A 25259-nucleotide genomic window follows, 5' to 3' on the forward strand; every position below is an offset into this window, starting at 1 on the left:
TTCCCGTTGTTGGAACCTCGTCGTTTCGGTATGAGCGCATGGTATCAGGCCGCTGGGTTCCATGTAACCACAGCAGGGCTATGGCGATTGTGGGTGTCTGGCGTCGGAAGGGGAGAGCGCTATGCGAGAACTTAACCGGCGTTTCAGAGATCACTATGGCGTCTCGGTGCGCGTCATCAGGTGGGAGCCCGAGACCCGACGCGTTATATACCTCCGCGAAGGGTACGATCATGAGTGCTTCAGCCCCCTTGAGCAATTCCAGCGTAAATTTACAGAGTTAAAGGACGACCATGAGCAGAATCTTTGACATCGTCCAGTCAATGTCAGGCCAGAAGAACGTCATTGTTCTTCCCAGGCCGTACCTGCTGTTCTTTAAAGAAGACCAGCAGGCTCATGCGCTGGCAGCAGTTCTTAATAACCTCGTATTCTGGTCAGCATTTGGGGATGAAGACGGCTGGTTCTATAAAACTCACAAGGAGCTTGGAGCTGAGGCGGGCGAATTAACTGAAGACCAGACAGAGCGGCTGGTTAAAAAGTTGGTAAACAAGTATCTGCCTGGCGTGATCGAGACGTGTTCTCGAAAGGTCAATGGCACGCCAACCAAGCATTATCGCATCGACGGCGATGCTCTAATCTCATTAATCTTTCCAGAAAATAACGATTCCGCAAAAGTACGAAATGGAAAACGTGAAGATGCGGAATCAAAACCGCGAAGCTGCGTTTCTCAATCCGCGAATAACAGGAATCTAGGGAGCCGCGAAAGTACGGAATCCTATCTCTATACAGACTTTAATACAGAGTTAAACAAGCAGACTAATAAACCTATTTGTCCGGTTGCGCCGCAACCAGACGGTGATGTGTTGATCACCGATCAGGCTAAACAGGTTTTAACCCATCTGAACCAAGTGACCAGTTCGCGTTATCAGGTTTCAACAACCTCGCTGCAAAACATTCGCGCCCGAATCGGGGAGGGCTTCACCGTTGAAGAACTGTCGCTGGTGGTGGACTACTGCAACGCCAAGTGGAGCGACGATTTAACAATGGCGGCCTACCTGCGCCCGCAGACACTTTTCCAGCCAACTAAGTTTCCAGCTTACCTGAAGTCCGCTACCAACTGGGCGAATGCCGGAAGGCCAGCGCGAGTTAACGGCAAGTGGGAGCGTGAGGATGGAATCTTCAAATCCAGCTTCAAGAACACCGACTATAGCAAAGTCCCGGCGGGCTTCAGAGGAGCGAACTCATGAGCCTTCTGAAAGATATTCAAATATTCATCGCTGATAATCCTGGTTTAACGAACAAAGAGATTGCGGCATCAATGCCACAGTACGACGTTCATGCTGTTCAGCGCGGTGTATGCCATCTGGTCAAACTGAATCGCGCAACCCGCCAGCATAACGGCAAGTGCTACCAGTATTTTGCCAAAGCACCGGGCGGGGAGGTTGGCGAGGGGCGTTCTGCACTGAAAATCAACCGGGCTGATAAACCAGCTGTACCAGAACAGGAAGAAGGTCTGAATCCGGCTGTGACCACAATGATGGATAAGGCTCAAGGCCTGTTTGAAAAAGGTCTCTACCAGCGTGCAGCCACGGTTCTGATGGATGCCTTCAATCGCTCTAAGAACGAAGATCAGCGGATGAAGATACTGATTGAGCGTCAGCGTTGCCTGAGCATGGCGCCGAAAGTGAAAGCACCCTCTGATGCATGGTGTCTGGCTGGCCGAGCGAGGAATGTCTGATGAAATATTCACTGATTTATGCCGACCCTGCGTGGGAATACGGGAACACCATCAACAATGGCGCTGCAAATAACCATTACGGCACGATGAAGCTTATCGACATGAAGCGCCTCGCGGTTTGGGACCTGGCTGCCGAGGATGCTGTTCTGGCTATGTGGTTCACCGGTACGCACACCCGAGAGGCTATCGAGCTGGCTGAAGCATGGGGATTTAAAGTACGCACGATGAAGGGTTTCACCTGGGTTAAGTTCAATTCACTGGCAGAGCAGCACATCAACAAAGCACTTCAGGCAGGCCGTGTAGAGGATTTTTACGACTTCCTCGACCTGATGAACGCACAGACACGCATGAACGGCGGGAACTACACCCGAGCCAATACCGAAGACCTGCTAATCGCCACCAAGGGAAATGGACTGGAACGCAAGTGCGCCAGCATCAAGCAGGTTATTTACAGCCCACTCGGTGAGCACAGCCAGAAGCCAGCAGAGGCGCGTTTCCGTCTGGAGAAGCTTTACGGTGACGTCCCACGCATCGAACTATTCAGCCGTTGCGGTGCGCCTGGCTGGGACCACTGGGGAAATCAATCTGAATCACCAGCTGTTGAGCTTATACCGGCAGTTGCTGTTCCCATGAAAAAACAACAGGAGCGCGCCGCATGAAACCTGAATTAACTCCGCGTCAGAATGAAGTGTTTGAAGCTATCAAGGTGCATATCGAAAAGGCAGGCTTCCCGCCTACGATGCTGGAGCTTGCAGGACTAATAGGCTGCACATCACCGAACGCTGCTGTAGAGCACGTGAAGTCACTTAAGAAAAAAGGTTACATCACTGTTGCTCCTGGCGCTGCCAGAGGCATTACCGTCATCAAAACGGAATGGGATGCAGATCCAGTGACGATCATAAAAAACCTGCTATCCGGTGGAGATAAGGCCAGAGATAACGCTGTTGAATGGCTGAAAAAACAGGGAGTGACGTTATGAAACTGGTGCTCCCGTTCCCACCGAGTGTAAACACATACTGGCGAGCCCCAAACAAGGGGCCGTTAAAAGGCCGCCATCTTATCAGCGAGAAGGGCAGGGCATACCAGAGCGCGGCATGTGCAGCGATCATTGAGCAACTGCGTTGCTTACCAAAACCATCATCATCACCAGCTGCGGTGGAGATCCTTCTCTTTCCGCCAGATGCCCGCCGCCGCGACATCGACAACTACAACAAGGCTCTGTTTGATGCGCTTACGCATGCTGGCATTTGGGAGGATGACAGCCAGGTGCAGAGAATGCTGGTGGAGTGGAGGCCGAAAGTGCATGGCGGAAGGGTAGAAATAACATTAACTAGGCATCAACCAACAATGGGGGGAATTGGGTGAGAGCCATACTGACGCCCGAAATTGCGCCGATGTCCGGGGTGGTTCTGTTCCGCCCTGGTACAGAACTGCTCTGGCTATTCCGTCAGGGAAGGGTAGTTATTGAGTCACCATCCGAAGCCATCCAGCATCTGCCATCTGGATTAATCCCTGAAGCCCACCAGCCTCTTACTGATGATGCCAATGTGCAGGCTATTTTCGTCAACGAGAGAGTCATTCAGCGAGCTGGTGGGTTGAGTAGCCTTGATGCCTGGCTGGAGAGAAAATTTGAATGTCAGTGGCCTCACACTGACTGGCATGCCAGTGACTTTACGATAATGCGCCACGCTCCGGGGAGCATTCGTCTTTGTTGGTCATGTGATAACCATTTACGTGAGCAAACCACTGAAAGACTGGCAGGAATTGCCATGCAGAACCTGGTAAAATGGTTGCTGGAAAGGGTAAATATTGATTTAGGTTTCAGCCCTGACCACACTCTTTCGCTTCCTGAGTTCTGCTGGTGGATGGTACGTAATGATCTGGCTGACTTTGTTCCTGAATCGGTGGCGAGTAAAGCCCTCAGGATTAAGCCAGAACAGCACAGTTCAGTGATGAGGGAAAGCGACATTGTCCCGTCATTACCGGCTAAGCAAATCTTTCAGGAGAAGGCAAAAAGGATAGTGGCGGTGAAGGTCGATCCTGAAACGCCGGAATCTTTCATGCGGAGGCCAAAGCGCCGACGCTGGGAAAACGAGAAGTACACCCGCTGGGTGAAGTCGCAGCAGTGCAGTTGCTGCAATAACCCAGCAGACGACCCCCACCACCTGATAGGCCATGGGCAGGGTGGAATGGGTACCAAAGCGCATGACCTGTTTGTGATACCGCTGTGCAGAGCGCATCACGACGAGTTACACGCTGACCCCGTGGCATTTGAAGCGAAATACGGCGACCAGTTAACGCTGCTGTTTCGGTTTTTAGATCGTGCGCTGGCAATGGGCGTACTGGCGTAAGTGGAGACGCAAATGATCAATCCTTCAGAAGTAGGCAAATCCGGCGAGTTGGTTCGCCTTCGCACTCTCGAAAGTATCTGGGTACAGGGAAAGCTCCGCATGTGGGGCCGCTGGTCTTATATCGGTGGTAGCTCGGGCGGAAACATGTTCAACCAGCTGCTGGCATCCGGGAAAATAACCAAATCCGCCATCAACGATGCGCTGCGCCGCATGAAGAAATCCGGCATCACCAAACCCGAGCTGGAAGCATACCTGCGTGAAATCCTCGACAGTAAAAACAAAAGTGGCCTGGCGTTCTGCTCAGATGAGGAGGGGCTAAAGATTGACGGCGTTATTGCTGCGGTATTGATGAACGAAGAATACCGTGGGCTGTATGGCGTGATTGTTGATCGTCATCGTCTGCGTAAAAGCAAACTCCAGATGGCTAAAGAGCTTAATTCAAAACACCCCGACTGGACCCTTATTACATGCCGTCGTCGCATTGATACATGGGTTAGTCTTGCAGAATCGATCCTTTACGCACCACTTTGTGACGCATTCGCCACAAATAGCGACAGATTTAAGTTGCAGAGTGAGCAGGAAAGTGCTTAAATTGTGGTAGGCTCGGGACAGTAAAGCGTACTGAGCAACAGAACAAAACATAAACCCGCCACTGCTGCGGGTTTTTTCATTTCTACAGGCTGCCTTATGGCGGCCTTTCTTGTATCTGCGCCTCGCTCGACGCAATCAACCGCAGAGTCTTTCAGGGTGAGCCTTAGCAGTGGTCAGTGTGACTACGTCTGCGGGCTGCTCCACTCTGAGCGTAAGGCTCACCACTAAAGGAAAGTCACTATGTTCGGTATCTTTAAAAAGAAAGCACGTAAAGCTGTTGTCGAAGTTAAGAAAATGGAAAACCGCGACGCGGTTGAAGCTACGGTGTGGGGTGCTTACTCCATTGCGTATGCCGACGGCACATGCGACGCGAAAGAAATCGCCACTCTGGAAAAAACCATTTCAGCATTGCCTGCTTTCGCACCGTTCGCTGGTGAGATCGCACAGATGAGTAGCAATATCCGTGCTCGCTATGAAGCTTCGCCGCGCTCTGCTAATGCACAGGCGCTGCGCGAACTGGCTGACGTTGCCGGTACAAACGATGCTGTTGATGTTCTTTGCCTGTGCCTTGATGTCGCTGACAATGACGGCATCGGGGAAGAAGAAGAGAAGCAGCTCAAGAAAATTGCTCAGGCGCTGCAACTTCCACTGGATCAGTACCTGTGATCGGAAAACTGCGCTGGGCAGCCGCCGGAGTTTTGTTGTTCCTGGTGGTTGCCATCGACTTTACCAGCAAAATGATGTCCATCCTTGCTGATGGCGTGCTGGTAGCCGGGGTAATTGCTTTACTCTGGCCCCTGTTTAAATCCAGTAAATAACACTTTGCAAAAGGTCATTTCTGATGGCCTTTGACAGAGTGAATTTTTTCTTCGGTGCTATAGTAAACTGGTATTCGATAATGCTCTCGATACTGATAACACTTGGTGGGGATACACCAACTTCGCAGAGACAACTGCATGACCCATGACCAGCAACCCAATGCTGGTCTTTTTTTTCCGCCATTAGCTCAACTGGAAAGAGCACGGAGCTTCTACCGTTGTGGTTCGAGGTTCGAATCCTCGATGGCGGACCAGTGTCCAATTCGTTAAGCGAGGAAGTTTCTCAACTCTGATTTATGCGCTATTTTTTTATTGTGGTGAATCCCCCTATGCGGAGGGGCGTTCCAGCAGTTACCTGAAAAGGAAACCTCTCAGACGCGGGAATGTTTGCTGGAGTAATTCTCACCGGGAGGCACCCGGCACCACGATAACAATAATATCGAATTGATAATTCCTTGAGAGCCTGCTTTAAACAGCAGGTTTTTTTTGCTCGTTTCCCGAAGTTACGGCTACGCTAAAGAAGAAGGGGATATATCCGCTGGCAGGTGATTCTCCTGAACCATCAGTGAATCGGCCTCGATACCCGGACGTCACTACCTGTCTTTCGGATGATCTCCTTTCTACCTTCTTGTGATAATCATCACTTTAGCCTGCTCTCGCGAGCGGGCTTTTTTTATTCCCCTCAAATTTCCTGAGAGGGATCACAGCAATAAGAGGGGGCTTAATGTCCGATCCATTAACCGGCACCGGCGCTGTTCTCGGCGGCGGCCTGCTGGGTTCAGTCCTGTACGGCGTCTTTACTCATACAGATTTTGGTGTGGTGTTCGGGGCGTTTGGTGGTGCGGTGTTCTACGTCGCGACAGCCACAAACCTGTCCCGCTCCCGACTGGCAGCATATTTCCTGACGTCGTTTATCGTTGGGGTGCTTGGGGCGGGACTTATTGGCTCACTGCTAAATGCAGCTTCGCACTATGAAAAACCGCTGGATGCACTGGGCGCAGTGATTCTGTCTGCCCTGTGTATAAAAATCCTAACTTATCTTAACAACCAGGATTTGAACAACGTGTTCAAGTTTTTCTCGCGGCTACGCGGGGGAGGGGGAAATGGCAATTGACCCGTCAGCATTCTTTAATGCGTTTATCTGTGCGGCCATAGTTATCGTGCTGATGTTTTACCAGCGACATGGCGCCCGGCATCGCCCCTTTATTTCTGTCCTGGCGTATATAACCGTGCTGGTTTACGCCGCGATCCCCTTGCAGTTCATCTTCGGCCTTTATCGTGATTCCAGTTGGCTGGTGGTGGTCGCAAACATTCTTATCTTCGCCGCCATCCTGAAGGTTCGTGGAAATATGGCGCGGTTGGTTGATCGTCTGAGGCACTAATGAACCAAACACAATTTCAGAGGGCGGCTGGTATCAGCGCCGGGTTATCTGCGCGCTGGTTTCCGCATATCGACGCCGCCATGAAGGAATACGGCATCACCGCACCGCTTGATCAGGCTATGTTTATTGCCCAGATGGGGCACGAAAGCACCAGATTTACCCGGCTGGTGGAAAACCTGAATTACGCGGCTGAAAACCTGGTACCGACGTTCGGTAGCCACCGCATCACGCAACAGCAGGCCGCCGCACTTGGCAGAACGGCAACGCAACCGGCAAACCAGAAAGCGATCGCCAATCTGGTATACGGTGGTGAGTGGGGAAAAGCACACCTTGGCAATCAGGTTGCCGGTGATGGCTGGAAATATCGCGGTCGCGGGCTAAAACAGATTACCGGCCTGAGCAACTATCGCAGTTGTGGCCACGCGTTGAAACTAGACCTGGTTACTCACCCGGAGCTGCTTGAACAGGATGAATATGCTGCGCGTTCAGCTGCATGGTTCTATGTCTCTCGGGGTTGCCTGCTTCATTCCGGCGACGTGGAGCGCGTGACCCTACTTATCAATGGTGGCAGAAACGGGCTGGATAAACGCCGCGCGCTGTTTAACCTGGCGAAATCGGTACTCGTATGAAGAAGTGGTTAAGTCTCCTGATTCCTCGTTGGGAAACAGACACTGTAGTTTTACAGGTAAGGGGGGATGAGCTTCACATTGTCTGTAGCTACGAGGATATCGATCCCGGCGAAATGTTTGACGGCATGTGCGAGCTTAAGACCTTCACTTGGCTGAACTTGTCTTTTCCGTTTGGTAAACCTATCAACGTTCGCTCGTTTGAGCCAAAGGTAGCAGCATGAGCATTCTGGAAATAATCATTGGCGTTATAGGCGCTATATGTGTTGCCGCAGCTGGTGGCTTTGGTCTGGGCCATATTCGCGGCACCAGCAAAGCGGAAGCGAAAGCAGACCAGCAACGCACCGAGGAGAACGCAGCGGCTGCCGTTGCGGCGGCAGAACGCCGGGTAGAAGCAACGAAAGAGGCCAGCAATGTACAGCAGACTGTTAACCATATGCCTGGCGACGATGTTGATCGCGAGCTGCGGGACAACTGGACCCGTAAGGGTTGAGGTAGTCGATACGGCGTGCGACTGGGTTAAACCGATCTACGGCACAGCGCACGACTGGGATGTACTGGATAAGCAGACGAAGCGCGACATCCTGGCACATAACAAAGCGTGGCAGAAGAACTGCCAGAAACCAACCGAGAAGAGAACTCTATGAGTGAAGCAAAACCGCAGGACGGCAGTACCGTAAAAGGTTATCGCACCTTAACACCAGGGGATATTGAGGTGATGAATCGCCTGAAAGATGTAAGTCGACATTTTCTTAATCTCCTGGAAACCTCCAAAGAGACAGGAGCAGACCCACGCTGGGCAGCAATGGCTAAAACTGAAATGCAAAAGGCCTGCATGTTTGCGTGTCGCGCAGTGGCAAAGCCAGACGACGATTGCTAGCCATTACAAAGCTCGCCTGTTGGTGGGCTTAATAATGGCTATCTCCTGTAGCAAATAAGGAGAGTATTTACCCTCCAGAGGATGAACGAGTATTTATACTCAAAGTCATGGCTAACTATTATTGCGTTTAGTCAGGCCGATTGATTCACGCACGCTAACCGCACATCCCCAGTTCTCGTTTGCGCTGAAGGATTTTTGACTGAAATTTAGTTCCATATTTTGTATAAAAAACTCATCAGCATTTTCAGGGGCTAAAAGAACAGAAACCATAAGAGCAAAAATGTAGCTAGTTGGGAAAACCCAGTTACTACCAAACAATAATTCTCTTCTTTCGGTAATCTTGAGTCGAGGGTCTAACTCACCTTCATGGGCTATAGGACATCTGCCATATAAATAAATAGCTTTAGGTACAGTCATATCACCTATATGGATGTTGCGAAGTATGCAACCATCCATAGCTATGTAAGAAAGAAGATCTTCATCTTCTTCAATATACTTACAGATTCTTTCACCCACTTTTGCCTTCGGTCGTCTCTTTTTAGCCGTTTTATCAAGTGCTGGGAATAAATGTATCAAGCAAGTCTCGTAGTCTTTCCGGTTATATGCTGCAAATGCAGCTTCAAGTCTTCTTCCAACAGAACCTTGCTGTCGCATGTAGAACTCCTAAAAGTTATCTGAGTATTGTTTTCGTTTTTTGAGAAATAAGACTTTATACAAAGCAAGGTGAAAATTATAGAGGAATAAATGATGCAGGTGACAATTGATGGTGTCCCGTATGTGCCTGCCTGCGCTTCAGCGCCACGGATTGGCATTGCCATAACTACCCACAACCGGCCAGACGTTTTAAACCGCGCCATTAAGCAGCACATTAAACATCTGCCCGCCGGGGCGCTGGTGGCGGTTATCGACGACGGCTCTAAACCTGTCGCAGTAGTACCTGACTGTGTGCAGCTGCGTCACCATGAAACATCACTCGGCATTGTTGCTTCGAAGAACGCCAGTTTAACCGCGCTGATGGACGCCGGGTGTGAGCATCTATTCCTTTGGGACGATGACGCTTGGCCCATCGCTGATAACTGGCACCTGCCATACATCGAATCACCCGAACCGCACCTGGCTTACCAGTTTCTAGATCTTGCTGGCACGAACAAGCTGAATGACCTTTCGGAGCTTTACCGTGACGATCAGCATGTGGCTTACACCGGGCAGCGCGGCGTGATGCTGTATTACCACCGCAGCGCCATTGAGAAAGTAGGTGGATTCGATCCGATATACGGCCGTGGTATGTATGAACACAGTGACCTCGCGCTACGTATCCATAACGCTGGCCTGACGACGTGGGCTTACGGTGATGTGGTCGGTTCAGAAAAGCTGATCCATTCTCTCGATGAGCATGAAGCCGTAGAGCGTTCGGTACCGCGTCCCGACCGACAGGCGCTGGTGGAACGTAACGTGAAGATCCACAACGAACGGCGTGATGCCGGGTTTACTGGTTACGTTGAATACCGCCAGCAGAGCGACGTGGTTATCACAACGCTGCTTACCAGTCAGCCTGACCCGCAGCGCGGCACAAAAATGGCGGCCTCGCCTGACTTGCTGAGCAAATGGGCGGCCTCGCTTCGCCAGTGTGGTCGTATAGCGCTGGTGGATGAATTACTGACGGCCCCGGCAGATGTTGAGCTATGTCGCGTTCCTGACGTGAAGATGAATGTCTACTTTCGTCGCTGGTTGCACATCTGGCAGCACCTGCGAAATCACCCTGAGTACCGGTTAGTCTGGTGTACCGATGGTACCGATGTCGAAATGCTTCGCGCGCCGTGGGAAGAAATGGAACCCGGGAAGGTGTATGTCGGTTCTGAACCGAAGACCTACGCCGACTCCTGGGCGAAACAGAATCATCCTGAGCGTATCTATCAGGAATTCATTGAAGCGCACCGCGGCGATGTGATGCTTAACGCTGGTCTGCTGGGTGGCACTCGCGCTGATGTAATGGCGTTCGCTCACGGCATCATCCGTCTTTACTACCGGATCGAGAGTTATCGTTTCTGGAAGAAAGAACAGGCTGGCGCCGCGGTGGGTGACATGCTGGCGTTCGGTATTGTCGCGCAGTCATTCGCTGACAGGCTGGTCACCGGCCCTCTGGTACATACCGTTTTCAAAACTGATGGTATCGGTAAGGAGGCCGCATGGTGGAAACACAAGTGAAGTTTGTTGTGGTTGGTCACCACTCGCGACATAAGCAAGCGTTGCGTCTGGCTGAATCCCTTGGTGCTTTCCTGATAATTGATAACAGTGACCGTGGGGCGAACTGGAATCATTACCGCGCGCTGCAATGGGCTGCTGAGCAATCCAGCAGGGTAGTGGTGCTGGAGGACGACGCCCTGCCAGTCCGTGGATTTATGGATCAGGTTGCTGTCTGGCTGGCGAGGTTCCCGTGTCACATGCTGAGTTTTTATCTCGGTACCGGGCGGCCGCCACAGTATCAGATGCAGATTGCTGAGCGGCTAATAGTGGCTGATAAGACTCGCGCTGATTACATCACGCTGTCGAGACTCATTCACGGCGTTTGCTACAGCGTCCCGCCTGAGCATGTGCAGCGCGTGCTATCCCGCTGGGATAACAGCAAGCCCGCCGATTACGCTGTGGGTGATGCATGGGGTGGCTCAGTGATCTATCCGTGTTACTCGCTGGTGGACCATGCAGATGGTGAACCGGTTGAACGTCACCCTGACTCAGCGCCACGCACAGAACGCCGCAGGGCGTGGAGGTTAGCCTGATGCCTGCGTTAATACCGAGAGCATGCCGCAAGCGTGGCTGCCCTGGCACAACCACTGACCGCTCAGGCTATTGTCCCCAGCACCTTAACGAAGGCTGGCAGCAGCATCAGCGAGGACAGAGCAGACATCAGCGAGGTTATGGCAGCAAATGGGACAGGCTGCGCCCAATCGTTCTCGACAGAGACAAACACCTTTGTCAGGAATGCCTGCGAAATGGAAGGTATACACCCGCTGAGACGGTGGACCACATCACTGCCAAAGCAAATGGGGGGACCGATGACCTGTCCAACCTCGAAAGCCTCTGCAAGCCTTGCCACAGGGCGAAGACAGCGGTCGAAAGACTCAAATGAAATCAATTCTCATTTGAATCGACCGAGGGGGAGGGCGGGTTGAAAGTTCAGGAACGACGCGCCAAAGGACCGCCGCCTAACCTCTTTTCACATCGCCGCAGGTTAGAAAACTTTTTTATGGGGTCCCCCATTCGATGATTAATAGGAGTTTTCGATTATGTCTGGACCACCGAAAACCCCGACCCATCTACGTTTGGTGAGGGGTAACCCATCAAAACGCCCGATTAATGAATGCGAACCAAAGCCAGCCGCAGGGGTACCCCCAACGCCGAAGCATTTCGACAAGCAGGGGAAATACTGGTTTAAGCGGATGGCCGACGAGCTCGATGCGCTTGGCGTCATGTCGCAGCTGGACGCGAGAGCACTTGAGCTTCTGGTTGAGGTTTACACCGAGTACCGGCATCACTGCGATACGCTGGAGAGAGAAGGCTACACCTACGCCGTTTATAGCGACGAAGAGCCAGACGAAGGTAAAGAGCGAGAGATTCGCATGATCAAGGCTCACCCGGCCGCCATTATGAAAGCTGATGCCTGGAAACGTCTGCGCGCCATGCTCGGTGAGTTCGGCATGACGCCAGCCAGCCGCTCTAAAGTGAATGTAAAAGGTCCTGATGCGGTTGATCCGCTGGCCGAGTTTATGAAAGCGAGGGATTAATGGCTAAGGTTGCAGAAGGCATCCGCTATGCCGAGAGGGTGGTGGCGGGGGAAATTATTGCCTGTGAGTACGTGCGCCTTGCCTGCCAGCGTTTTCTTGACGATCTGGCACACGGCGAAGAGCGCGGTATTTTCTTCAGTGAGCCGCGCGCGCAGCACATTCTGAATTTCTATAATTTTGTGCCTCACGTAAAAGGCGCCCTGGCAGGCCAGCCTATTGAGCTGATGGACTGGCATGTTTTCATCCTGATTAATATTTTTGGTTTTGTTATCCCGCTGGTGAACGAAGAGACGGGGGAAACCGTTCTGCGTAACGACGGCAGCGGTCGGCCGGTGATGGTTCGGCGTTTCCGTACAGCAGATGTTGAGGTGGCCCGTAAAAATGCCAAATCAACACTTTGCTCCGGCGTGGGGCTCTATATGGCTGGCGCTGACGGCGAGGGCGGGGCGGAGGTTTATTCCGCTGCAACCACCCGTGACCAGGCGCGAATTGTTTTTGAAGACGCGAAAAATATGGTCAAGAAGGCGAAAGCCACTCTTGGGCGGATCTTCGAATTCAACAAGCTCGCTATCTACCAGGAGCAAACGGCCTCCAAATTCGAGCCTTTATCATCAGATGCGAACAACCTCGATGGCCTGAACATCCACTGCGCCATTGTCGACGAGCTGCATGCACATAAAACCCGTGATGTATGGGACGTTCTGGAGACGGCAACCGGCGCGCGCCTGCAGTCGTTGCTTTTCGGTATCACCACCGCCGGATTTAACAAAGAGGGTATCTGCTACGAACTGCGTGATTACGCCATCAAGGTTCTGCGTGGGCTGGTAAAAGACGATACGTTTTTTGCCATCATCTACACATTAGATGAAGGTGATGATCCCTTTGATGAAAAAGTCTGGCAGAAGGCAAATCCGGGGCTGGGTATCTGTAAGCGCTGGGATGATCTCCGCCGCCTGGCTAAAAAGGCGAAAGAGCAGGTTTCGGCCAGGATTAACTTTTTCACCAAGCACATGAATATCTGGGTTACCGCTGAGTCTGCCTGGATGGACATGATGAAATGGGAAAAATGCGAGTTTATCGCCCCGCAGCACGAACTTAAAACCTATCCCTCCTGGGTGGGCGTTGACCTTTCAAACAAAATTGATATCTGTGCAGCCGCTAAAGTCTGGCGCGCGCCAGGTGGCCACGTTCATGCGGATTTTAAATTCTGGCTGCCGGAAGGACGCCTTGAGAAATGTTCGCGTCAGATGGCAGAGCTCTATCGTAAGTGGGCCGAGATGGACAAGCTGATCCTTACCGACGGGGATGTAATCGACCATGCTCAGATTAAGGAAGAGCTGCAGGTGTGGGTTGCTGGCGAGAGTCTGAAAGAAATTGGCTTCGACCCGTGGAGTGCGACGCAGTTCAGCCTTGCGCTGGCAGAAGAAGGGCTGCCGCTGGTGGAAGTGCCGCAGACGGTTCGCAATTTCTCTGAGGCGATGAAAGAGGTCGAAGCACTGGTATACGGTGGCCGCTTCCATCACAGCGATCACCCGGTAATGAACTGGATGATGTCAAACGTAACCGTCAAACCTGACCGGAACGAGAACATTTTCCCGAACAAGTCCACACCAGAGGCCAAGATTGATGGCCCGGCGGCATTGTTCACAGCAATGAGCCGCGTTCTGGTTAACGGTGGCAACGACCAGCAGGATCTCTCCGGATTCTTCAATAATCCCATCATGGTAGGTTTCTGATGAAAAAAAACAAACAGCCAGGCAGGGTGAAAAGCGCTCTGCTTAACTGGCTTGGTGTGCCTATCAGCCTGACTACCGGCACGTTCTGGGAGGAATGGTTTGGCACCAGCAGCAGCGGAAAGGTAGTCACGGCCGATAAAGCCATCCAGCTATCGGCTGTGTGGGCATGCGTAAGACTGTTAAGCGAGTCTATTTCAACCCTTCCGCTGAAAATATACGTTCGACAGCCTGACGGTTCGCGTAAAGCGGCAACTGATCATCCGGCCTATTCGATACTGTGCCGCCGACCCAATTCAGAAATGACACCATCACGCTTTATGTTGATGGTGGTCGCCAGTATTTGCCTGCGCGGGAACGCCTTCATTGAGAAGAAATTCATTGCAAACCGCCTGGTTTCGCTGGTGCCTTTACTGCCGCAGAACATGGTGGTTAAACGTCTCACTACCGGGGCGCTGGAATACAAATACACTGAAAACGGAAACGAGCGCGTCATTCCGGTCAAAAACATCATGCACATTCGCGGTTTCGGTCTGGACGGTGTTTGCGGCATGATGCCGATGAAGACTGGCCGGGATGTGATCGGTTCAGCAATGGCCGTTGAAGAGTCCGCGGCGAAGATATTCGAGCAGGGTCTGCAGAGCTCAGGTTTTCTATCCGCTGATAATGCGCTGACAGACGATCAACGTGAAAGACTTCGTGGCTATATGGCATCATTCACCGGCTCCAAAAACGCCGGAAAAATTATGGTTCTTGAAGGCGGCCTGAAATATCAGGGCGTGACCATGAACCCGGAAGATGCTCAGATGCTCGAAAGCCGCGCATTTAGCATTGAGGAGATCTGCCGCTGGTTTCGCGTGCCGCCTTTCATGGTTGGTCATACCACGAAACAAAGCAGCTGGGCATCCAGCCTGGAAGGTATGAACCTGCAGTTTCTGACTCATACACTTCGACCGCTGCTGGTGAACATTGAGCAGGAAATTGGCCGGTGCTTACTCGACAGCGATGATGAAGTGTTTGCAGAATTCTCTGTTGAAGGATTGCTGCGCGCCGACAGCGCGGGCCGTGCCGCTTACTATACCAGCGCGCTTCAAAATGGCTGGATGTCCCGTAATGACGTTCGTCGTCTTGAGAACATGCCGCCAATTGAAGGGGGCGATATTTACACCGTTCAGCTCAACCTGACGCAACTGAAAAATCTCGAAAGCAGCAACCCTGCTGTTCAGGCACTGGCCCTGCGAGAGCTACACAACCACGTATTCCCCGATATTTCCTTTGAACAATCTCCGCTGAAACAGGCCGCTTAGGAGCACTTTCCTGATGAGCAAAAAACAACTTCCGGTTGCACCGGCGGGTCGTCCCTGCGCGCGTGTAACTTGTGAAACTTTACCGTCTGCACTGGACCGCTGGGACGGTGGAATTAAAGCTGCAGCCGCAGACGACAACAGCATTTCTGTTTTTGATGTTATCGGGCAGGACTACTGGGGCGAGGGTGTGACGGCGAAACGCATTGCCGGTGCACTTCGGGCAATGAACGGTGCCGACGTTACGGTGAATATCAACTCACCTGGCGGCGACATGTTCGAAGGTCTGGCAATTTACAACCTTCTCCGCGAATACGAAGGCCGTGTAACGGTGAAGGTGTTGGGCATTGCCGCCAGCGCCGCCTCGATAATTGCGATGGCCGGGGATGATATTCAGATTGGCCGCGGTGCTTTTCTGATGATCCACAACTGCTGGGTATACGCGATGGGAAACCGCCATGATTTTGCAGAACTGGCACAGTCACTGGAACCCTTCGATACCGCTATGGCTGACATCTACGCGGCGCGCTCCGGCCTTGATATGGCCGCCGTGCAGAAGCTGATGGACGCGGAAAGCTATATCGGTGGCAGTGATGCTGTGGTGAAGGGACTGGCAGACAGCCTGCTTTCTGCTGATGCGGTCAGCGACGGCGACGAATCGCCTGCAGCCGCGCTTCGCAAACTCGACGCGCTACTGGCTAAAACCAACACCCCGCGCTCTGAGCGCAGAAAACTCATTAAAGCCTTATCCGGTGGCATGCCTGGCGCTGTCACCACCAACGACGGTACGCCGGGCGCTACCGAAGATATCAAACCTGAAACCCTCAATTCACTTGAAAGCGCTCTTGCGGCGTTAGTCAAATAAGGACCCTTTATGTCTGAAGTAAACGAAATTCTGAAAAAAGTCACTGCCAGCATTGAAGAGGCAACCGGCAAATTCAACGCGAAAGCAGAAGACGCACTTAAAGAGGCACAGAAGTCAGGCAGGCTGTCAGAAGAAACAAAAGCAGCCGTTGATAAAATGGCTTCTGAGTTCAATGCGCTGCGTGAAGCTGAAAAAACCCTGAAGGCCGCAATGGGCGAACTGGAGCAACATGTTGCCCAGATGCCGCTGGCAAACGCGAAACAGGTTGTCGAGTCCGTTGGCCACCAGGTGATCTCCGCTGAAGCCCTGAAAACCTTTGCTTCCAGCGTGGAAGGCGGTAAGCGCATCAGCATCCCGGTTAAGGCTGCCCTGACTTCGGTGGATGTGCCTGATGGTGTTGTAGAGCCACAGCGCCTGCCGGGTATTGATACGGCACCGAAACAGCGCCTGTTCATCCGCGATCTGATCGCTCCAGGCCGTACGTCCTCCTCAGCTATTTTCTGGGTGCAGCAGACAGGCTTTACCAATAACGCGAAAGTGGTTCCTGAAAATACGCAGAAACCATACAGCGAAATTGAGTTCACGCCGAAAATCACTGGCGTCAGCACCATCGCGCACCTGTTCAAAGCCTCAAAGCAGATCCTGGATGACTTCGCACAGTTGCAGTCCACCGTTGATGCCGAAATGCGCTACGGACTGAAGTATGCAGAAGAGCAGGAAATTCTCTTCGGTGATGGTACCGGCGTTCATCTGCACGGCATCGTTCCTCAGGCGTCAGCGTTCAATCCGGCGTTCACTGTCGAACAGCAGAGCGGGATTGACGATCTGCGTCTGGCAATGTTGCAGGCGCAGCTGGCGCGTTTCCCGGCATCCGGTCATGTTCTTCACTTCATTGACTGGGCGCGGATCGAGCTGACCAAAGACAGCCTGGGTCGTTACATTCTGGCGAACCCTGCGGCGCTGACTGGTCCGACTCTGTGGGGCCTGCCGGTTGTTGCAACGGAAGCGGCAGCCTTCCAGGGTAAATTCCTGACGGGTGCTTTCAACGCTGGCGCGCAAATCTTCGACCGCGAAGATGCGAACGTTGTTATCTCCACGGAGAACGCCGACGACTTCGAGAAAAACATGATCACAATCCGTTGCGAGGAACGTCTGGCGCTGGCCGTCAAACGCCCTGAAGCGTTCGTGTATGGCTCCTTCAGCACCGGTGCAGGTAGCTGATAAACACTGCGGCCTTCGGGCCGCTTTTACAGGTGGGAAAATGAAACTGATCGCACTCAAACCGATTTATTTCGGCGGTACCGTCGTTACTGAAGGGCTTCCTCTGGAAACTCTGGAACAGCACGGGCGCGAGCTCATCAAAAAAGGCTATGCGATGCTCGAAGAATCAGAAAATCCTGCAGAGCAGGAACAGCAGCAGGAACAGCAGCAGGAACAGCAGCAGGAACAGCAGCAGGAACAGCAGCAGGAACAGCAGCAGGAACAGCCGGAAGTAAAAGCGGACAAGAAGGCGAAAAAATAATGGTCGACCTTGATGTGGTGAAACAGCACTGCCGCATTGATACCGACTTTACCGGTGATGATGCCTTGCTGACTTTATACACTGGTGCGGCGGCGCGTTACGTTCAGACATGGACGCGGCGAACGCTCTATGAAAAAGAAGACAGCCCTGGCTACACAGACGACCCGGACCCGATTCTTCTTAATGACGATGTGAAGGCGGCCATGTTACTGCTGATCGGACACTGGTACGCCAACCGCGAATCAGTGGCCGTTGGGCAGACCGTAGCAGAGGTCCCGTTTGCGGTTGAAGCCCTGCTGCAGCCATACCGAATTTACGGAGTGTAGGAGGGATTATGCAGGCCGGAAGACTGAGAGACAGGGTGGTAATTCAGAACATCACAACATCGCGTGATCCTTCTGGCCAGCCTGTTGAAACATGGCATGACGGCGCAGAAACCTGGGCAGAAGTAAAGGGCATCAGTGGGCGCGAGCTGGTAGCCGCTGGTGCTGAAACCGCAGTCGCCACTATCAGGGTATGGACACGATTTCGTAGCGATATAACTGCTGCGTCCAGACTCCGGGTTATGACTGGCGCGTTCAAGGGTGCCATTTTGAATATCATTGGTCCGCCAATCCCTGACTCTCGCGGTGTTCAGCTCGAAATTCTTTGCAAACAGGGGACCGAAAAATGATTGAGACGAGCCTCGATTTTTCCGGGCTGAATGACATCGCAAAGGATCTGGAGGCGCTTAGCCGCGCTGAAAACAATAAGGTTCTGCGTGATGCCACGCGCGCCGGTGCCGAAGTGCTTAAGGAAGAAGTGATCGCACGTGCTCCTGAGAGAACTGGAAAGCTGAAGAAAAACGTGGTCGTTTTGACTCAGCGCTCACGCCGCCGTGGCGAAATTACTTCCGGCGTACATATCCGTGGTCGCAACATGCGAACCGGTAATAGCGACAACACCATGAAAGCCAGCGATCCGCGAAATGCGTTTTACTGGCGGTTTGTTGAGATGGGGACAATAAATATGCCGCCTCATCCGTTTGTGCGACCCGCTTACGATACTCGCGAGGAAGAGGCCGCCAGCGTCGCCATTGCCAGGATGAATCAGGCTATTGATGAGGTATTGAGCAAGTGAATGAAGATAATATCTACGCCTTGCTTTCTCCCCTGGCAGAAGGACGGGTATATCCCTATGTTGCGCCATTAGGTAGTGACGGGAAACCGTCGGTCACTCCACCCTGGATTATCTTTTCCATCGTCGATGATGTTTCCGCTGACGTGCTGTGTGGACAGGCAGAGAGCAGGGTTTCCATTCAGGTAGATGCTTACTCAACCTCCATCAAAGAGGCGCGCGCGCTCGTGGAAGATGCTCTAGTGGCGCTACGGCCACTAAACCCGACGGAGGTCGCCAGGCTCCCCGGATACGAGCCCCATCGACGACTCTACCGCATGACCCTCGATTTCAGGGTTACCCCCTGACAATTAATTCACCCAACGAACCCGCCTGATGGCGGGTTTTCTTTTTCCAGGAGAAAGCTATGTCTGCACTTTATGAAAAATCGCAGCTGACGAAGATCCTTATTTCCTCTGCGCCAGCCACCAAAGAATCGATGGATTCCGCAACCTTCCTCGATCTGAGTTGCACCATCAAAGAAATTCAGTTCACCGGTGGTCAGAAGCAGGATATCGACGTAACAACGCTTTGCTCTACCGAGCAGGAGAATATCAACGGTCTGCCTTCTCCGTCAGAAATCTCTCTGTCCGGTAACTTTTACAAGAACCCGGCGCAGGACGCCTTGCGCGATGCGTATGACAACGATACGACCTACGCTTTCCAGGTGATCTTCCCTTCCGGCAAGGGCTTTAAGTTCCTGGCTGAAATTCGCCAGCACACCTGGTCTTCAGGTACCAACGGCGTAGTGGCGGCAACGTTCTCCCTGCGCCTGAAAGGTAAGCCTGAAAACATTGAGTCTGGCTCCTGAGAGGTCTCATGAAGAATATTAAAAATCTCGCCCTGGCTAAGATGTCGGGATTTCGTCATAAGACGGTCGCCGTTCCTGAGTGGGAAGGCGTCAAAGTGGTTCTTCGTGAGCCGTCAGGTGAAGCCTGGCTGCGTTGGCAGGAAGTGGTGAAAACGGGTGCTGATGATGAAAATGTGTCGGTATCGGAAAAGGCACACCGTAATCTTTGCGCTGACGTGGTGCTCTTCATTGACGTTCTGTGTGACACCGATAAGCAACCGGTATTCAGCGTAGACGAAGAAGAGCAGGTGCGTGAAATCTACGGCCCCGTCCATTCACGCCTGCTCAAACAGGCGCTTGACCTGATCAACAACGCGGACGAAGCGCGGGAAAAGTCTCAACCCCCGGCGTAAAGTTTCTGATGTCGCTTGCGCTCCGTATGGGGCGCACGCTCTCAGAGCTTCGGCAGAATATGACGGCAAGCGAGCTTCTGATGTGGATTGAGTACGACAGGCAAAGTCCGGTTGGCGATATTCGTGGTGACATTCAGGCAGCTCAGCTCGTCTCTGCCATCTACGGCTCGCAGGGGGCAAAAGTACCGCTGGACGATGCGATCCTGCGCTGGGGTGGTGATGAGCAATCAGCACCGAAGGACCCGTTTGCAGGGCTTGAGGCGGCGCTAACTGCTGCAACTCAGTGACTTTTTACCCAGAAAACATTAGGATTTTAGCCACTAATAATTCTGGGGATAGAAAATGGAAATTTTACTTGTTTCAATTGTAATAGGCTTAGTTCCAGCCTTAATAGCTCAAAGCAAAGGCCGCTCTTTCTTTGCTTGGTGGGTTTATGGTGCATTGCTGTTTATTATTGCCTTTGTACACTCGCTGGTAATTAAGAAAGATGTTGCAGCTGAAGAAAAAGACTTAATTGAAAATGAGGGTATGAAAAAGTGTCCGTTCTGTGCGGAAATAATCAAAAACGCAGCCATTAAATGTAAACATTGTGGCAGTGATTTGATGGCCGAATCACCTCCGGCTAAAACCGATGAAGAATACCTTGAAGAAGCCAGGCAAAAGGTCTGGAAACAATAAAAATAAAACCGCTTCGGCGGTTTTTTTACGTCTGGAGTTTGGATAAATGGCAACCTTACGCGAATTAATAATCAAAATTTCCGCCAATTCTCAATCTTTCCAGACGGAAATTTCCCGCGCCTCACGAATGGGGCAGGATTATTACCGCACCATGCAGAATGGCGGTCGGCAGGCCGCTGCTGCTGCCAGAGAGAGCGAAAGGGCGCTCTCTGATTTGACTGCCGGATTTGCATCTGCTGGAAGGGCTGCTGCCGCAGCTACGGCAGCTTTTGCAACGGGTAAAATTGTGCAGATTGCTGATGAGTGGAACTCCGTAAACGCTCGTCTTAAACAGGCATCATCTTCTGCTGATGATTTTGCCGCTTCACAGCGTCAGTTAATGGAAATCAGCCAAAGAACCGGCACGGCATTTTCAGATAACGCAAACCTTTTTTCCCGTGCAGCAGCCTCAATGCGCGAGTACGGTTATAGCTCTGACGAAGTTCTGAAAATTACCGAAGCTGTCTCTACCGGCCTCAAACTTTCCGGGGCTAACACTCAGGAGGCGAGCTCTGTTATTACTCAGTTCAGCCAGGCGCTCGCACAAGGCGTTCTTCGTGGTGAAGAATTTAATGCCGTTAACGAAGCCGGTGATCGGGTAATCCGCGCTCTGGCTGCGGGAATGGGTGTAGCCCGTAAAGACCTCAAGAGCATGGCTGACCAGGGACAGCTTACGATCGATAAGGTTGTCCCAGCTTTAATGAGCCAGTTAGGAGCATTGCAGGGCGAATTTGCCAGCATGCCACAAACGGTTTCCGGATCCCTTCAAAAAGTAACTAACTCATTCATGGCCTGGGTGGGCGGTGTAAACCAGGCAACCGGTGCTACTGATGCGTTGTCTGGCGGATTGGATAATGTTGCCCAGACGCTTGATTCTTTTACTTCATCAGCAGTGAGCGGCGCTCTGAATGACGTTGCTGACAATATGTCAACAATTACAACAGTCGCTGGGGCGCTTGTTGGTGTTGGGTTGGCAAGATACCTCAGCGGAGTTGTAACCAGCGCCAGTAGCGCAACAGGTGCGCTAATTTCAGCTGCGAAATCAGAGGTTGCCCTTGCTGTCGCGCAGGATAAAGCGGCTCAGTCTGCTGTTGCAGCTTCAAGGGCAGAAGTTTATCGAGCCCAGCAAGCTGTTCAAAGATCGCGAAGTGCAGATGTTCAGGCCGCTCAGCAAGAAAAAATTGCGGCAGCGGAAGCCAAAGTCACAGCAGCTCAAGCCAGGCTGACCACTGCTCTTGCAAGTGGCTCCGCCACAGAAAAAGTCAGGGCCAGAACTGCGCTTGAGCGTGCGCAGGCAGGGCTGGTGGCTGCAAAAAATGCCGACGCTCAGGCTATTGCTGAAAGACGGCTGGCTTCTGCGGAGGCAGCCAGAGACAGGAATCTGGCAAATCGCGTCTCCACCCAGCGAAATCTCAACAATGTAACATCAGTTGGTACTCGCCTGATGAGTGGTGCACTTGGTCTCATCGGCGGAATACCGGGTTTGGTCATGTTGGGTGCTGGTGCCTGGTATGCGGTCTATCAAAATCAGGAGCAGGCCCGTCGTTCGGCGCAGGAATACGCCACCACGATTGATGAAGTCAGTAAAAAGTCGAAGGCAATGTCTTTGCCTGAAGCTTCAGACAATGCTGAGAAAACGCGCGCAGCATTGAATGAGCAGAACAGGCTGATAGATGAACAAAAGAGCAAGATAGAAAATCTGAAAGAGCAGATGGCTGGTTATCAGTCAGTGATCAGTAATCCCGGTCCAACGACCAGCGGTGGTTTCATGATTAACCACCTGACATCTTTGGATACCGTGACCCGTGGACTGACTACAGTCACTGAACAGTTATCTGTTGAGCAGGAAAGGCTTGCCCAGATGCAGGAGAAATCTGCCTCTATCCAACAGGTTCTTGAAGGTCTTGAGCATCGGCGTGTGACGCTAATTCGGGAGGAGGCAGCGAATCAGAACCGGGCTTATCAATCACTTCTGTTGATGAATGGGCAGCACGATGAACTTAATCGATTACTCGGACTGGGTAACCAACTCCTTATGGCGCGTCAGGGGCTGGCTAACGTCCCGCTCAGACTTCCGCAGGCCGATCTCGACAAAAAGCAAACCGATGCCCTCGAAAAGAGCCGCCGGGATCTGGAGTTGTCACGCCTGAAGGGTGAAGCAAAAGAGCGCCTGCGACTGAGTTATGCAGCCGATGACCTGGGGTTAACCAGTGATCCGCAATTCCAGACAGGCCGTCAGGAGTTGATTAATAACGGTCTTGCTGAATGGCGGAATAATGAGGCCAACAAACCTAAGGCGAAGGGCGGTAAAACCGAAGGCGAGAAAACCGAGGATGTGTATAAGCGCCTTATCAAGCAGCAAAAAGAGCAGATTGCCCTGCAAGGTCAGAATACTGAACTGGCGAAGGTTAAATATCAGGTCAGCCAGGGCGAACTTGCTTCTCTGACGGAAGCCCAGAAAAAGACGGTATTGCAGAATGCTGCGCTGATTGACCAGGTTAAATTACGTGAGCAACTGCGAAATTACGAAGCCAACCTTGCTGACAGTAACGCCAGCGCCCGCGCAGCCAATGAAGCGCAACTGCTGGGATACGGGCAGGGAACCAGGTTCCGTGAAAGACTTCAGGAGCAGTTCAATCTGCGTAAGGAGTTCGAGCAGAAGAATACCGATCTTCTCCGCCAGCGTCAGGCTGGTGAAATCGACGAGACGTTCTATCAGCAGGGGCTGGCACTTAATAAGCGCTACCTCGAAGAGCGCCTGCGCGACCAGGAGGGATATTACGCAGCTTCTGATGCGCAGCGTGACGACTGGATGACGGGACTGTCTGAGGGTTATGCGAACTGGGTGGACGAAGCTACTGATTATTCTTCCATGGCCGCTGACGGCATGAAGCAGGCCATGGGTGGCGCGGTCACCACGATCACCGACATGCTCAATGGCAACGTTGACAGCTGGAAGGACTGGGGCGTGAGCGTACTGAAGATTATCCAGAACGTTCTGGTGAACATGGCTGTTGCTAATGGCGTCAGCTCAATTGGATCACTGTTCAGTTTTGGTGCCTCGTCAGCCGCAACCGCCAGCAGCGGTACCGCTATTCAGAATGCTGGCGCGAACTTTACCTTTAATGCAAAGGGTAATGTTTACGACTCTCCGTCCCTGAGCGCTTACAGCAATGGCGTTTTTCAGACACCTCAACTGTTTGCTTTTGCTAAAGGCGCAGGGATTTTCGGCGAGGCAGGTCCTGAAGCAATCATGCCCCTCACGCGGGCACCTAATGGTGATCTTGCCGTTCGCGCAGTGGGGATGCCGCAGGTTTCTGGTGGCGTGCCTTCAGTTAACTTTGGCGATATCAATATTCAGGGCGGATCATCCCAGGCGGCCAGTCAGGGAACAGCCGGTGCCGCTGGCAGACAATTGAAAGATGCCATCACTGGCGTTATTAACGAGCAGGCCAGCATGCCGGGCTCGCCTCTGTGGCGATTAATCAAGGGAGTTTAACCATGGCAGTCGAAACCTTCAGCTGGTGCCCAAAGGTTGCCTCTCAGGTTGATACAAGTTTTCGTACCCGAAAGGCGCAGTTTGGCGATGGCTATACACAGGTGGCCGGGGACGGCATCAACCCGGTAACACCTCAGTGGAGCGTGAGCTTTACCGGCGACGAGGCTTACATTCAGGCCATTAAAAACTTTCTGAACAGACATGCAGGGTGGAAGTCATTTATCTGGAAGCCACCGCTTGATCCTTCAGGTTTATGGCGCGCGGAATCCTTCCAGATATCTACCCACGGCAACAAAAAATACACCCTCAGCAGCACATTCATACAGGCATACCATCCATGAGTATTTCATCTGATGTCCAGAAACTGGAACCGGGTAAGCGCGTCCGCCTGATCGAGGTGGACGGCTCAGCGTTCGGTGCGGGTATTCTTCGCTTTCACAACGAGACAATCCCGCATACCGAGGCGGAAATCATCGCCGCAGGCGGCGACGAGTCAAAACTTGAGCCGAAGTCGGTGTGGTGGCAGGGGCAGGAGTATGGCGCGTGGCCGTATGAACTGACCGGCATATCTGTAAGCAGTGACGGCCAGAGTTCACGGCCGTCACTCACTGTTGCAAACATCAGCGGTACGATTGGCGCGCTGTGCCGCAGGTTTCAGGGGATGGCTAAAGCAAAGGTGATCATCCATGACACCTTCGCTCACTACCTGGACGCAAGAAATTTTCCTGGCGGGAACCCGACTGCGAATCCCAACGAGGAGCGCAAACAGGTTTATTACATCGACCGTAAATCAGGGTCAGACGATGAAACCGTAGAGTTTGAGCTTTCAAGTCCAGCCGATTTGCGAGGGCAACTCATTCCGACCCGGCAAATTCAGCCAATGTGCACGTGGTGCATGCGGGGCTGGTACAAAACCGGGAACGGCTGCACCTACGCCGGGCAAAACGGCTGGTTCGATAAAGACGGCAATCGGGTGGACGATCCTTCACAGGATGTTTGCTCCGGATTGCTGTCAACGGGCTGTAAACCTCGCTTCGGAGAGAATGAACAGCTGGATTATGGCGGGTTCCCAGGCGCTTCACTTCTGAGAGGATAA

General features: G+C 52.4%; 35 protein-coding genes, 1 tRNA gene and 1 pseudogene. 36 read left to right on the top strand and 1 reads right to left on the bottom strand.

Annotated elements, in window-relative coordinates:
* Nucleotides 1–121: 121 nt before the first annotated feature.
* The 16 genes from L3069_RS08575 to L3069_RS08650 all read left to right on the top strand — a co-directional run bounded on the left by L3069_RS08575 (nt 122) and on the right by L3069_RS08650 (nt 8383).
* Nucleotides 122–307 carry a DUF4222 domain-containing protein gene (locus L3069_RS08575; RefSeq protein ID WP_032103835.1) on the top strand — a complete coding sequence of 62 codons (186 nt, stop codon included), beginning with the start codon at nt 122–124 and terminating at the stop codon, nt 305–307.
* Nucleotides 291–1244 (top strand): conserved phage C-terminal domain-containing protein, encoded by a 954-nt coding sequence (locus L3069_RS08580; protein ID WP_214587003.1) that lies wholly within the window; start codon nt 291–293, stop codon nt 1242–1244. Before L3069_RS08575 ends, L3069_RS08580 begins: the two co-directional genes overlap by 17 nt.
* Complete coding sequence (locus L3069_RS08585; RefSeq protein ID WP_214587002.1) at nt 1241–1735, top strand: hypothetical protein; 495 nt, start codon at nt 1241–1243, stop codon at nt 1733–1735. Before L3069_RS08580 ends, L3069_RS08585 begins: the two co-directional genes overlap by 4 nt.
* The gene (locus L3069_RS08590; RefSeq protein WP_214587001.1) at nt 1735–2394 is read left to right on the top strand and encodes an MT-A70 family methyltransferase; all 660 of its coding nucleotides are present in this window, start codon (nt 1735–1737) and stop codon (nt 2392–2394) included. Before L3069_RS08585 ends, L3069_RS08590 begins: the two co-directional genes overlap by 1 nt.
* Nucleotides 2391–2714 carry a LexA family transcriptional regulator gene (locus L3069_RS08595; protein WP_109937577.1) on the top strand — a complete coding sequence of 108 codons (324 nt, stop codon included), beginning with the start codon at nt 2391–2393 and terminating at the stop codon, nt 2712–2714. The genes L3069_RS08590 and L3069_RS08595 overlap by 4 nt, the downstream gene beginning before the upstream one ends.
* A complete protein-coding gene (locus L3069_RS08600; RefSeq protein WP_214587000.1) occupies nt 2711–3100 on the top strand; it encodes a RusA family crossover junction endodeoxyribonuclease in 390 nt (129 codons plus the stop codon). Before L3069_RS08595 ends, L3069_RS08600 begins: the two co-directional genes overlap by 4 nt.
* On the top strand, nt 3097–4086 hold the full coding sequence (locus L3069_RS08605) for a DUF968 domain-containing protein (RefSeq protein ID WP_214586999.1): 990 nt from the start codon (nt 3097–3099) through the stop codon (nt 4084–4086). The genes L3069_RS08600 and L3069_RS08605 overlap by 4 nt, the downstream gene beginning before the upstream one ends.
* A 12-nt stretch (nt 4087–4098) precedes the next feature.
* Nucleotides 4099–4677, top strand: a complete 579-nt coding sequence (locus L3069_RS08610) for a DUF1133 family protein (protein ID WP_100167701.1) — start codon at nt 4099–4101, stop codon at nt 4675–4677.
* A 240-nt stretch (nt 4678–4917) separates the two neighbouring features.
* The gene (locus tag L3069_RS08615; RefSeq protein ID WP_015570939.1) at nt 4918–5343 is read left to right on the top strand and encodes a tellurite resistance TerB family protein; all 426 of its coding nucleotides are present in this window, start codon (nt 4918–4920) and stop codon (nt 5341–5343) included.
* Entirely contained in the window at nt 5340–5495 is a 156-nt protein-coding gene (locus tag L3069_RS08620; RefSeq protein WP_109948546.1) for a DUF3927 family protein, read from the top strand. Before L3069_RS08615 ends, L3069_RS08620 begins: the two co-directional genes overlap by 4 nt.
* Nucleotides 5496–5672: 177 nt before the next feature.
* A tRNA-OTHER gene (locus L3069_RS08625) sits at nt 5673–5749 on the top strand.
* Nucleotides 5750–6219: 470 nt separating this feature from the next.
* Complete coding sequence (locus L3069_RS08630) at nt 6220–6609, top strand: phage holin family protein (protein ID WP_058663101.1); 390 nt, start codon at nt 6220–6222, stop codon at nt 6607–6609.
* Nucleotides 6599–6877 (top strand): phage holin family protein, encoded by a 279-nt coding sequence (locus L3069_RS08635; protein ID WP_047051615.1) that lies wholly within the window; start codon nt 6599–6601, stop codon nt 6875–6877. Before L3069_RS08630 ends, L3069_RS08635 begins: the two co-directional genes overlap by 11 nt.
* A complete protein-coding gene (locus L3069_RS08640; protein WP_063843794.1) occupies nt 6877–7506 on the top strand; it encodes a glycoside hydrolase family 19 protein in 630 nt (209 codons plus the stop codon). The genes L3069_RS08635 and L3069_RS08640 overlap by 1 nt, the downstream gene beginning before the upstream one ends.
* 217 nt (nt 7507–7723) lie before the next feature.
* Entirely contained in the window at nt 7724–7996 is a 273-nt protein-coding gene (locus tag L3069_RS08645; protein ID WP_214586998.1) for a hypothetical protein, read from the top strand.
* Nucleotides 7997–8146: 150 nt separating this feature from the next.
* Complete coding sequence (locus tag L3069_RS08650) at nt 8147–8383, top strand: hypothetical protein (RefSeq protein WP_164692025.1); 237 nt, start codon at nt 8147–8149, stop codon at nt 8381–8383.
* Nucleotides 8384–8494: 111 nt separating this feature from the next.
* On the opposite strand, the gene L3069_RS08655 is transcribed toward L3069_RS08650, so the two are convergent.
* Nucleotides 8495–9037 carry a hypothetical protein gene (locus L3069_RS08655; RefSeq protein ID WP_214586997.1) on the bottom strand — a complete coding sequence of 181 codons (543 nt, stop codon included), beginning with the start codon at nt 9035–9037 and terminating at the stop codon, nt 8495–8497.
* A gap of 93 nt (nt 9038–9130) precedes the next feature.
* Between L3069_RS08655 and L3069_RS08660 the strand changes: the two genes are divergently transcribed.
* From L3069_RS08660 to L3069_RS08755, 20 genes and pseudogenes are all read left to right on the top strand, one after another.
* Complete coding sequence (locus L3069_RS08660) at nt 9131–10588, top strand: glycosyltransferase family 2 protein (RefSeq protein ID WP_214587078.1); 1458 nt, start codon at nt 9131–9133, stop codon at nt 10586–10588.
* Nucleotides 10570–11160 (top strand): hypothetical protein, encoded by a 591-nt coding sequence (locus tag L3069_RS08665; protein WP_214586996.1) that lies wholly within the window; start codon nt 10570–10572, stop codon nt 11158–11160. Before L3069_RS08660 ends, L3069_RS08665 begins: the two co-directional genes overlap by 19 nt.
* Nucleotides 11160–11510 carry an HNH endonuclease gene (locus L3069_RS08670; RefSeq protein ID WP_044703918.1) on the top strand — a complete coding sequence of 117 codons (351 nt, stop codon included), beginning with the start codon at nt 11160–11162 and terminating at the stop codon, nt 11508–11510. The genes L3069_RS08665 and L3069_RS08670 overlap by 1 nt, the downstream gene beginning before the upstream one ends.
* Nucleotides 11511–11667: 157 nt before the next feature.
* The gene (locus tag L3069_RS08675) at nt 11668–12165 is read left to right on the top strand and encodes a phage terminase small subunit P27 family (protein ID WP_236901878.1); all 498 of its coding nucleotides are present in this window, start codon (nt 11668–11670) and stop codon (nt 12163–12165) included.
* Nucleotides 12165–13901 (top strand): terminase large subunit, encoded by a 1737-nt coding sequence (locus tag L3069_RS08680; protein ID WP_042889604.1) that lies wholly within the window; start codon nt 12165–12167, stop codon nt 13899–13901. Before L3069_RS08675 ends, L3069_RS08680 begins: the two co-directional genes overlap by 1 nt.
* Nucleotides 13901–15205 (top strand): phage portal protein, encoded by a 1305-nt coding sequence (locus tag L3069_RS08685; RefSeq protein WP_071283826.1) that lies wholly within the window; start codon nt 13901–13903, stop codon nt 15203–15205. Before L3069_RS08680 ends, L3069_RS08685 begins: the two co-directional genes overlap by 1 nt.
* Before the next feature lie 13 nt (nt 15206–15218).
* Nucleotides 15219–16067: a head maturation protease, ClpP-related gene (locus L3069_RS08690; protein ID WP_236901877.1), complete on the top strand. Its 849-nt coding sequence runs from the start codon at nt 15219–15221 to the stop codon at nt 16065–16067.
* A 9-nt stretch (nt 16068–16076) separates the two neighbouring features.
* Nucleotides 16077–17288: a phage major capsid protein gene (locus tag L3069_RS08695; protein ID WP_032622508.1), complete on the top strand. Its 1212-nt coding sequence runs from the start codon at nt 16077–16079 to the stop codon at nt 17286–17288.
* A gap of 40 nt (nt 17289–17328) precedes the next feature.
* Nucleotides 17329–17589, top strand: coding sequence for a hypothetical protein (locus L3069_RS08700; RefSeq protein ID WP_236901876.1), 261 nt, complete (start codon nt 17329–17331; stop codon nt 17587–17589).
* Nucleotides 17589–17915, top strand: coding sequence for a head-tail connector protein (locus L3069_RS08705; RefSeq protein WP_236901875.1), 327 nt, complete (start codon nt 17589–17591; stop codon nt 17913–17915). Before L3069_RS08700 ends, L3069_RS08705 begins: the two co-directional genes overlap by 1 nt.
* Nucleotides 17916–17923: 8 nt before the next feature.
* Entirely contained in the window at nt 17924–18262 is a 339-nt protein-coding gene (locus tag L3069_RS08710) for a phage head closure protein (protein ID WP_236901874.1), read from the top strand.
* Nucleotides 18259–18708, top strand: coding sequence for an HK97-gp10 family putative phage morphogenesis protein (locus L3069_RS08715; protein WP_063857662.1), 450 nt, complete (start codon nt 18259–18261; stop codon nt 18706–18708). Before L3069_RS08710 ends, L3069_RS08715 begins: the two co-directional genes overlap by 4 nt.
* Nucleotides 18705–19052 carry a DUF3168 domain-containing protein gene (locus L3069_RS08720; RefSeq protein WP_236901873.1) on the top strand — a complete coding sequence of 116 codons (348 nt, stop codon included), beginning with the start codon at nt 18705–18707 and terminating at the stop codon, nt 19050–19052. Before L3069_RS08715 ends, L3069_RS08720 begins: the two co-directional genes overlap by 4 nt.
* Before the next feature lie 59 nt (nt 19053–19111).
* A pseudogene (locus tag L3069_RS08725) lies at nt 19112–19531 on the top strand (phage tail tube protein); the annotation flags it as partial.
* Between the two features lie 32 nt (nt 19532–19563).
* The gene (locus L3069_RS08730; protein WP_040117541.1) at nt 19564–19947 is read left to right on the top strand and encodes a phage tail assembly chaperone; all 384 of its coding nucleotides are present in this window, start codon (nt 19564–19566) and stop codon (nt 19945–19947) included.
* A gap of 8 nt (nt 19948–19955) precedes the next feature.
* Nucleotides 19956–20234: a DUF4035 domain-containing protein gene (locus tag L3069_RS08735; protein WP_023305929.1), complete on the top strand. Its 279-nt coding sequence runs from the start codon at nt 19956–19958 to the stop codon at nt 20232–20234.
* Between the two features lie 55 nt (nt 20235–20289).
* Nucleotides 20290–20625: a zinc ribbon domain-containing protein gene (locus L3069_RS08740; RefSeq protein WP_032665364.1), complete on the top strand. Its 336-nt coding sequence runs from the start codon at nt 20290–20292 to the stop codon at nt 20623–20625.
* A gap of 46 nt (nt 20626–20671) precedes the next feature.
* Nucleotides 20672–24163 carry a phage tail tape measure protein gene (locus L3069_RS08745; protein WP_236901872.1) on the top strand — a complete coding sequence of 1164 codons (3492 nt, stop codon included), beginning with the start codon at nt 20672–20674 and terminating at the stop codon, nt 24161–24163.
* A 2-nt stretch (nt 24164–24165) separates the two neighbouring features.
* Nucleotides 24166–24504 (top strand): phage tail protein, encoded by a 339-nt coding sequence (locus tag L3069_RS08750; RefSeq protein WP_058683958.1) that lies wholly within the window; start codon nt 24166–24168, stop codon nt 24502–24504.
* The gene (locus L3069_RS08755; protein ID WP_016240208.1) at nt 24501–25259 is read left to right on the top strand and encodes a phage minor tail protein L; all 759 of its coding nucleotides are present in this window, start codon (nt 24501–24503) and stop codon (nt 25257–25259) included. Before L3069_RS08750 ends, L3069_RS08755 begins: the two co-directional genes overlap by 4 nt.

The organism is Enterobacter cloacae complex sp. ECL411 (genome assembly GCF_021869665.1).
GTDB classification, from domain to species: domain Bacteria; phylum Pseudomonadota; class Gammaproteobacteria; order Enterobacterales; family Enterobacteriaceae; genus Enterobacter; species Enterobacter intestinihominis.